6 protein-coding genes are annotated in these 8,618 nt (G+C 70.8%); 3 read left to right on the top strand and 3 right to left on the bottom strand.

The genetic code is table 11. The annotated features are described in order from the left end of the window. Nucleotides 1–39 precede the first annotated feature (39 nt). Nucleotides 40–732: a uracil-DNA glycosylase gene (locus tag ACILRB_RS03000; protein WP_395664807.1), complete on the top strand. Its 693-nt coding sequence runs from the start codon at nucleotides 40–42 to the stop codon at nucleotides 730–732. Here ACILRB_RS03000 and ACILRB_RS03005 read toward each other — a convergent pair. After that, nucleotides 720–4,787 carry a Pls/PosA family non-ribosomal peptide synthetase gene (locus ACILRB_RS03005; RefSeq protein WP_395664808.1) on the bottom strand — a complete coding sequence of 1,356 codons (4,068 nt, stop codon included), beginning with the start codon at nucleotides 4,785–4,787 and terminating at the stop codon, nucleotides 720–722. The genes ACILRB_RS03000 and ACILRB_RS03005 overlap by 13 nt on opposite strands. A 114-nt stretch (nucleotides 4,788–4,901) precedes the next feature. Beyond that, entirely contained in the window at nucleotides 4,902–5,750 is an 849-nt protein-coding gene (gene fabI / locus ACILRB_RS03010; protein WP_395664809.1) for an enoyl-ACP reductase FabI, read from the bottom strand. Nucleotides 5,751–6,041: 291 nt separating this feature from the next. Here fabI and ACILRB_RS03015 point away from each other — a divergent pair, with 291 nt between their 5' ends. After that, nucleotides 6,042–6,566, top strand: a complete 525-nt coding sequence (locus tag ACILRB_RS03015) for an RNA polymerase sigma factor (protein ID WP_395664810.1) — start codon at nucleotides 6,042–6,044, stop codon at nucleotides 6,564–6,566. 72 nt (nucleotides 6,567–6,638) lie between these two features. Beyond that, on the top strand, nucleotides 6,639–7,547 hold the full coding sequence (locus ACILRB_RS03020; RefSeq protein WP_395664811.1) for an anti-sigma factor family protein: 909 nt from the start codon (nucleotides 6,639–6,641) through the stop codon (nucleotides 7,545–7,547). Between the two features lie 50 nt (nucleotides 7,548–7,597). Here the strand turns inward: ACILRB_RS03020 and ACILRB_RS03025 are convergent. Further along, nucleotides 7,598–8,618 (bottom strand): hypothetical protein (locus ACILRB_RS03025; protein WP_395664812.1); only part of this gene is annotated, 1,021 nt, incomplete at its 5' end.

Genomic DNA, 8,618 nt, shown 5'->3' on the forward strand with positions numbered 1-8,618 from the left:
GTCCCGGATCAACCCGTCCCTCCCGCCACGGCGCTTTTCTTGTCCCGCCTGACGAACCGCGCCGCGGCCGCGGCGGAGCCTCCCCGCGACTGCCCGCTCTGCCCGCGTCTCGTCGAGCTGCGGTCGTCGCTGCGCGAGACGGAGCCCAGCTGGAGCAATGCGCCGGTCGAGACCTTCGGCGCGCCTGACGCGCGCCTGCTCGTTCTTGGCCTTGCGCCGGGCTTGCGCGGCGCGAACCGCACCGGGCGCCCCTTTACGGGAGATTACGCGGGCGAGCTTCTCTATGAGACGCTGATCGCCCATGGCTTCGCCGCCGGACTCTACAGGGCGAGCCCCGACGACGGGCTGGCGCTGAAGGACTGCGCCGTGACCAACGCCGTGCGCTGCGTGCCGCCGCAAAACAAGCCGACCACGGCCGAGATCGCCGCCTGCCGTCCGTTTCTCGTCGCCGTTCTTGAAACCATGCCGCGCCTTGAGGCCGTCGTCGCGCTCGGGCGCATCGCGCACGACCAGCTTCTGCGCGCGCTTGGCGAAAAGCTGTCCGCCCGCCCCTTCGGCCATGGCGCGCGCCACGCGCTGCGCCGGCCCGACGGCGCGCCGCTCGCGCTTTTCGACAGCTATCACTGCTCGCGCTACAACGCCAACACGGGCGTGCTGACGCCCGCGATGTTTCACGCCGTGTTCGCGGCGGCGCGCCGCGCGCTCGACGAGGCCGCCGCTCAGGCGTCCTGAAGCGCCGGCGTCCTCGGTTCGGCCGGGGCGCCGTCCCAGCGCGAGCTTGGCGGCAGCTGCTCGCCCTTCATGACCAGGGTCAGCGGGCCGAGCCGCGCATATTCGCCGACCTCCGTGTCGTAAAGGACGGTCGAGCCCGCCCCCACGGTCACGCCGCGATCGACCTGAACGCGCCCGACCTTCATCACGCGGTCTTCGTAAAGATGCGTCTGCAGCGCCGACAGGGCGTTGAGCGCGCAGAAATCCTTCACTTCGACGCAGTCGAATTCGGTGATGTCGGTCATGTCCATATAGACGCCGGCGCCGAATTTCGAGCCGAACAGCCGCATCATCCAGGGCAGGAACGGCGTGCCGCGCAGATGGTCGAGCAGCACCTTGCCGGCCATGCCCCAGTAGATCACCGCGACGGCCTCGGTGCGCAGCGCCCACCATGACCACATCGGCTTCACCTGCGGCTCATAGCGCCCCATGGTGATCCATTTCAGCGCGATGACGACGAAGGACAGCGCGAAGCAGATGACGACGCAGGCGATGACGAACTGAATCGCGAAGTCGCCATAGCGCTGCTCGAACAGGCTCGGACTGAACCATTCGATGGCCCAGGTGCCGAAGGTGATGAACAGCATCGTCGGCAGCGAGACGGTCGCCGCCTCGAAGCAGGCGCGCATGATCTTCTTCCAGCGCGGCGCCTCATAGGTCCAGTTGGCGCCGCCGGCGTCGAAGCGCTGGCGCACCGGCAGCTTGATCGGCGGCGAGCCGAACCAGGTCCCGCCCTCCTCCATCAGCTCGTTCGCCGGCGGCTTCGACTTGATGCCGATCAGCGCGTCGGCCGGCACGTCGGCGCCCGTCGGCACCACGGCGCTGTTGCCGACGAAGACGCGCGGGCCGGTCTTCACGCGGCGCAGGATCATCCAGCCGCGATGCACTTCCTCGTCGCCGAACACCACTTCATCGGCGATGAAGTTCTTCTCGCCGATCTCGACGAGGTCGTAGCGGCCCGAAAGATTGGTCGAAATTTCGGCGTCCTTGCCGATCTTCGCGCCCATCAGCCGGTACCAGCCGCGCATGTAGACGGTGGCGTAAAGCGAGGACAGCGTCTCGAGCGTGACCTCGGTCGCGAGCGTCACGGTCCATTTGCGCAGATAGAACCAGGAATGGATCGAATAGGTGCCCTCGCGCACGCGCGGCAGGATGATCCAGCGGCAGACAGCGATGAAGCCGACCGTGACCATGACCATGACGAAGGCCGTCGGCCAGGCCATGATCGGGATCATGGCCATGTAATGCATCCGGTCGATCGCCGCCGAGCCGATGATCTCGTCGATCCGGTCGAACACCCAGAACGCCGGGAAGATCGGCATGAGGCCGAGCGGCGGCACGGCGAGCAGCATGGCGAGATAGACCGCGCCCCTGGCGAAGCGCCGCGCCGGCGCGGCGCGGGCCGGCTCGGCGAGCTCGGCGCGGTCGACCATGCCGGTCTTGCGGCCGGGCGAGCCGTCCCAAATCTCATAATCGCCGACGCGGGCGCCGGGCGCGAGCGCGGTCAGGTCGGCAAGCTCGGCGGCGCGCCCGATCACGACGTCGTCCTCGATCACGCAGGACGAGCCGACATAGGCCTCGGGCCCGATGTCGATGCGGCCGATGACGAGTTCGTCGCCTTCGACGCGGGCGTTGGCGAGATTGGCGATCGAGCCGACGCTCGCCCCCTCCCCGATCGAGACGAGGTCGATCGCGCCGGCGTCGACCTCGCCGATGATCGCCTCCGCGCCGATTTTCGCCCCGAGCGCGCGCAGGTAGAAGCGCATGAAGGGCGAGCCGGAGAACCATTTGATGTGGACGAGGCCCATGAAGCGCCGCGCCAGCCACCAGCGGTAATAATAGAGCCCCCAGAGCGGATAGCGCCCGGGCCGGGTGCGGCCGAGAATCGCCCATTTCGCGCCGATCGCGATCGCCACGGTGGCGACGTTGACGCACATGTAGACGAGGACCAGCGAGACGAGCTCCTCGAAAAAGCTCGCGTCCGCGCCCGTCAGCAGCATGTAGCTCACGAACACGCCGAGCCATTGCGCCGTGGTGAGCGCGAGAATGACCGGCATGGCCAGCGCCTGGCCGAGCCCGCACAAAAAACGGCGCCTGAGCGGCGGCGGCGCGAAGCTGAGGTCGGCCTGCGCCGTCGCGCGCCCCCATTTCTCGTCGAGCGCCGCGCCGATCGCGCGCAGGCTTCGCCCGGCGTAGACGTCATGCAGGGTGATGCGCGAGAGCGCCGGCGTGCGCCGCACCGCGGAAATGAAGCGCGCGGCGAGCAGCGAATGGCCGCCAAGGTCGGTGAAGAAGTCGGCGTCGAACGGAATTGGCTGCGGCGGCAGCACCTCCTTTGCGGCGGCGAGCAGCGCGGCTTCGGTCGGCGTCGCCGGCTCCTCTTGCGCCTCGTCGACGACGACGGGGGCGAGCGTCAGCGCCTTCAGCGCCTTGCGGTCGGTTTTGCCTGAGGAGAGCTTCGGCAGGCTTTCGACGCTCTCGAACCGGCTCGGCGTCATATAGGGCGGCAGGGTCTCGCGCAGCGTGGCGCGCAGGTCGCGCGGATTGAGCGTCACGCCGGCCGCCGGCACGATGAAGGCGACGAGCTGGTCGACGCCGTCGTCCGTGCGCAGCACCACCGCGGCGTTGGACACGCCGGCGACATCGCCGAGCTTCGCCTCGATCTCGCCGAGCTCGACGCGGAAGCCGCGCACCTTGACCTGGTCGTCGATGCGGCCGCGAAAGACGATCTCGCCCGCGTCGTCGACGATCGCCGCGTCGCCCGAACGATAGAGGATCGGGTCGCCATGGAGCGGGTCGAGGTCTGCGCCCGGAAAGGGGTTCGCGACGAATTTCTCGGCCGTCAGCTCGGGCCGCCTGAGATAGCCTCTCGCCACGCCCGGGCCGCCGATCAGAAGCTCGCCCTCGACGCCGCGCGGCAGCAGCTTCAGCGCCTCGTCGACCACGTAGCAGGTGTAATTGGCGACCGGCACGCCGATGGTGACGGGGACGCCCGGCTCGACCTCGCCGATGGTCGCGACCACGGTGGTCTCGGTCGGGCCGTAGGAGTTGAAGATCTTCCGGCCGGGCCGGCTCCAGCGCTGCGCCACGGAGGGCGGGCAGGCTTCGCCGCCGAGGATGATGACGCGCAGGCTCGCGGGCTCGCGCGGCATCAGGGCGAGCAGCGTCGGCACGGTGTTGAGCACGGTGACGCCGTTCGCCTCGATCAGGTCGGGCAGCTTCTCGGCCTCGCCAAGCACCTCGGCGGTCGCCACGAACAGCCGCGCCCCGACGAGATAGGGCAGCCAGATTTCCTCAAGCGACAGATCGAAGGCGACGGAGGCGCCCTGAAAGGCGACGTCGTCGGGCCCCACGCCATAAACCTCGCGCGCGGCGCGCAGATACTGGCAGATGTTGGCGTTGCTGACGACGATGCCCTTGGGCGTTCCCGTCGAGCCCGAGGTGTAGATCAGATAGGCGGGCGAGTCGCGGGTCGCGCCGAGCGCGCGCGCGTCGACCTTCGCGCCGCCGTCTCCCTCGCCGCCCTCATGGGCGAGGGCCGCCGGCGTGACGACGCGGGTCGCGCCCCCGGCAAGCCGCGGCGCGAGCTCGTCGGACGTCACGACGCAGGCGGCCTCGGCGTCGCCGAGACACACGGCGATGCGCTCGACCGGGGCGTCGGCGTCGAACGGCAGCCAGGCGGCGCCGGTCCGGGCGATGGCGATCTGCGCGATCAGCAGCTCATGGCCGCGCGCCATCCAGAGCCCGGCGACGGCGCCGGCGCGCAGGCCGAGCCGGACGAGCCCGCGCGCGAGCGCCTCGGCCCGCGCGTCGATCTCGGCGTAGGTCATGGCGCCGGCGCGGGTGGCCATGGCGACGGCGTCCGGCCGGGCGCGCGCGGTCGCGGCGAAGATCTCGCACAGAAGTTCGTCGCGGACGAGGTCGGGGCGCCTCGGTCCCCTCAGGACGGAAAGTGCGTCGGGCGCATGGACCAGCGCCGCTGCGTCGTCGGTAGAGTGCAGTGCCGCCTCCATCATGCGCGGGCGGACTCTGCCGGCTCCCGCCGCGCGGCCGCAACGACGCCCGCGGCGCGCCGCTTTGTCAAGCGCGGGTCCGGGCCTCTCCGGCGGCCGCGAAGCCGGTCCAGCCGGCTAGTCCTTGCCGAGGGCGGCGATGTCGGGCGCGGCCGGGTTCTTCATGCCGACGATGTGATAGCCGGCGTCGACATGCAGGATCTCGCCGGTGATCCCGCGCGCCATCGGCGACAGCAGGAACACGGCGCTTTCGCCGACCTCCTCGATCGTCACGGAGCGGCGCAGCGGCGCGTTATATTCGTTCCATTTCAGGATGTAGCGAAAATCGCCGATGCCCGAGGCGGCGAGCGTCTTGATCGGTCCGGCCGAGATGGCGTTGACGCGAATGTTCTTCTCGCCGAGATCGGCGGCGAGATAGCGCACGCTCGCCTCGAGCGCGGCCTTCGCCACGCCCATGACGTTGTAGTGCGGCATCCATTTCTCGGCGCCGTAATAAGTGAGCGTCAGGAGCGAGCCGCCCTCGGTCATCAGGCGCTCGGCGCGCTGGGCGAGCGCCGTGAAGGAATAGCAGGAGACCAGCAGCGTGTTCGAAAAGTTCTCGGCCGTGGTGTCGACGTAGCGTCCGGTGAGCTGGTCCTTGTCGGAAAAGGCGACGCAATGGACGATGAAGTCGAGCTTTCCCCAGAGGCGTTCGATCTCGGCGAAGACCTGCTCGACGCTCGCGGCGTCGACGACGTCGCAATGGCCGACGACGATCCCGCCGAGTTCGGCGGCGAGCGGACGCACGCGCTTTGCGAGCGACTCGCCCTGATAGGTGAAGGCGAGCTCCGCTCCGGCTTCGCGCGCCGCCTTGGCGATGCCCCAGGCGATCGAGCGGTTGTTGGCGAGGCCGAGGACAAGGCCGCGCTTGCCTGAGAGCGGTCCAGACCGGATCATGTCGTCAGTCATTGCTTCCGGTTGCGTCATTCTCGATCCGGACGTGAGGGGATGAGTGTCGCGCCGTTGGAACGGCGGCTGCGTCGCCCGCGTTTAAGGAGTATCGCGGCGTAAAGCAAGATTGCGCGCGGGCGGCGACCCAGCCAGGCTCAAGCTTGTCGGCGATCAAAATTTGTTTCGCTTCGCAAGATTTTGCGCGTCGGCTTTGCGCAAGCTTCGCAGAGGCGTATCTTAGACGATGAAGGCGTTCGTCGCGCTTCGACGGCGAAACGGGCTCATGGCGTCGTCACGAAGACGGCGCGGGGCGGGATGGAGCGTCAGGTGAGCTTGGGCGAGGATTTCGACCGCATCGACGCGAGGCTACGGCGCTGCGCCCGCGCGCTCGTCGCCGCGAGCCCGGCCGCCAATCCCGCGGCCGACCGGCTGGCCGAACATGCGCTGCGGCGCTTTCATGAGCTCAGCCCCTCGTCGTCGCAGCGGCGGCGCGAGGTCGAGGCTTACGCCCTTCTCGTCGAATCGAGCCGGACCGAGCCGCGCCTCGCCGCGCCCGGGGCCCCGTGCGCGCCGGGCGCCTTTGGCCCGGGGTCGACGGCGCAATCCCATGACGCCGACAAGGCCATGGCCGAGCCTGCGCTTACGGCGCTCGCGAGCCTGAGGCCCGAGGAGCGCGAGGCGCTGCTTCTCGTGGTCCTCGAAGGCTTCTCCTATGACGAGGCGGCGCAGATCCTGAAGATCTCTCCGCAGATTCTCGTGGTGCGCCTGCTGCGCGCCAGGGAGCGCCTGCCGACCCGCCTGCCAGAGCGCCGCGGCTCAAGAAGCGCGGCGCATCTGCGGCTTGTCAAATAACGCGCGCAAGCCGCGGCGCGGGATCGCGCCGAGCGAGCCGGGCCGTGAGCACCGATCCATGAGCGCAGAGTCATGAGCGAGGACCGGCGCGCCGTCGGCGACGAGGACCTCATGGCCTATGTCGACGGCGAATGCGACGAACCCCGGCGCCGCGCCGTCGAGGCCCATATCGCCATGAGCCCGGCGGCCGCGGCGCGCGTCGACCTGTGGCGGCTCCAGCGCAAGATCCTGCGCTCCGCCTTCGCACGCGTCGAGGCGGAGCCGCCGCCGGCCTCCGTCCTCGTGCCCTACAAGCGCCGGCCCGCGGCCGTCCCGGGTCATCCGGGCGACGCCGCCCCGGCCGGACTGACCGCGCAGGGCTGGCGCCCGCCCCATGAGGCGGCGCAACGCCCGCCGGACGACGCCCCGCCGGCCGGCCCGCCCCGGCGCCGCTGGCCGGGGCTTGCGGCGGCTTTCGTTGCGGGCGTCGGCGCGGCGCTTGGCGGCGTCGCCGGCTATGACCATCTGAGGCCGCATGTCGCCGCCCTGTCCGGCCGGCCGTCGCAAGACGATGAAAGTCTGGCGCGGCAGGCGATCGCGGCTCTGGCGCCGCCGCGCGCCGGCGGCCCCGACGCGCCCGACAATCCGGCCGTCGCGCCCGCACGCCCGAGGCCGATCGCCCCCTATCTCGCCGAATATCGGATTCTTGGGGCGCGCGCCGCATCGAGCCCGGACGCCGGGGCGCAAGACGCCTTCTGCCTGCTTTACGCGCGCGGCGACGAGCCCGCCGCCTCGCTCTGCGTGGCCCGCGACGAGCGCGCCGTCGCCAGCACGGCTGTCGCCGCGTCTGGGTTCACGCGCGTCGGCGCGCCGGGCGGCGCCGCGGCGGTGACATGGCGCCAGGCCGGAGGGCGCTACGCGCTCGCCGCGCCGACTTCGGAACAGCAGCTGCGCGACTTCGCGGCGCGCCTCAGCGCGGCCATCGCGGCCTTTGCGCTTTAGGTCATGATCCGCCCGAAGGACGCCCCGGGCGATTGCGCGACCCGGCGATCCTATTGCTGCGCGCGCCAGGACTCCAGCGCCTCGGCGATGGCCTTGTCGCCGGCTTCGCCCTTCTCGAAGGTGAGCTTGGCGATCCGCCCGTTCGCCAGCAGCATCGGCACGTCGATCCAGCCGCGTGTGCGCAGAAGCTCGACGTTGGCCGCCTCGGCCTCTCCGTTCGAGAGGCCGACGAGGAAGGTGTTGTCGGTGATCTTGACCGGCGCGCCCGCCAGCGCCTCTCCTGTGGCGCTGTCCTCACGCCGCATCTGCGGCGCGCTGATCTGCTGGATCGGCCCGAGCGCGCCGCCGTCGCCGAGGAACTCGATCTTCATCGTATGGGACGCCGGCAGGCCTTTGTCGAAATTCTTCTGCAGCGTGACGACGACTTCGAGCTTCTCCTCGGGGATTTCGATCGTGGCGCGCACCGCGTCGCTCAGCGGCGCGTCCGGCCCGGAGCTCACGTTCTCGACCTTCCAGACCACGGCGCCGAGCAGCGTTTTGAACTTGTTCGGCGCGTCCGGCGCCTCGACGAGCAGGGCCGCGCGGCGCGCGCTCTGCGTCGGCGCGGCCGCGTGCTGCGCCTCGGGCTGCGGCGCTCGCGCGGCGGGCTCGGGCGTGGCGGGCTCGGGCGCCGGCGTCGTCTCGGGCCGGGCCCCGCCGATGCGGTCGGCGAGCTTGCCCGCCGGCGCGGGCTCCGGCGCCGGCGTCTCGGTCTCGGCGCGCCGCTGCAGCTCTTCGGGACGGTCGCGCAACTGATAGGCGGCGATGGCGATCAGGAACACCAGAAGCCCGACGACGAAGCCGGCCAGCCACAGGCGGCGCGGCGCGGCCTCCGCTACATGCGGCGTCGGGGCCACGGGGCGTGGGCTTTCGGCCCGGGGCCGCGCGGCGGCGGGGCTTGCGCCCGCGACAGACGGCGCGGCCGCCCCGGCCGGAGCGCCGCCGTCGACCCCGGGCGGCGCCGGAGTCCCGGCCGCGTCGGGCCGACGCGCCTCGGATTCCGGGGCCTCGGCCTGCGGCGGCGCGAATGTT

Origin of the sequence: Methylocella sp., from assembly GCF_044226135.1 — a bacterium.
Lineage (GTDB): Bacteria > Pseudomonadota > Alphaproteobacteria > Rhizobiales > Beijerinckiaceae > Methylocapsa.

Excerpts from the sequence above, each read along its gene's own strand:
- ACILRB_RS03005 (WP_395664808.1), bottom strand. The coding sequence starts at position 4,787 with ATGATGGAGGCGGCACTGCACTCTACCGACGACGCAGCGGCGCTGGTC.
- ACILRB_RS03020 (WP_395664811.1), top strand. The coding sequence starts at position 6,639 with ATGAGCGAGGACCGGCGCGCCGTCGGCGACGAGGACCTCATGGCCTAT.
- fabI (WP_395664809.1), bottom strand. The coding sequence starts at position 5,750 with ATGACGCAACCGGAAGCAATGACTGACGACATGATCCGGTCTGGACCG.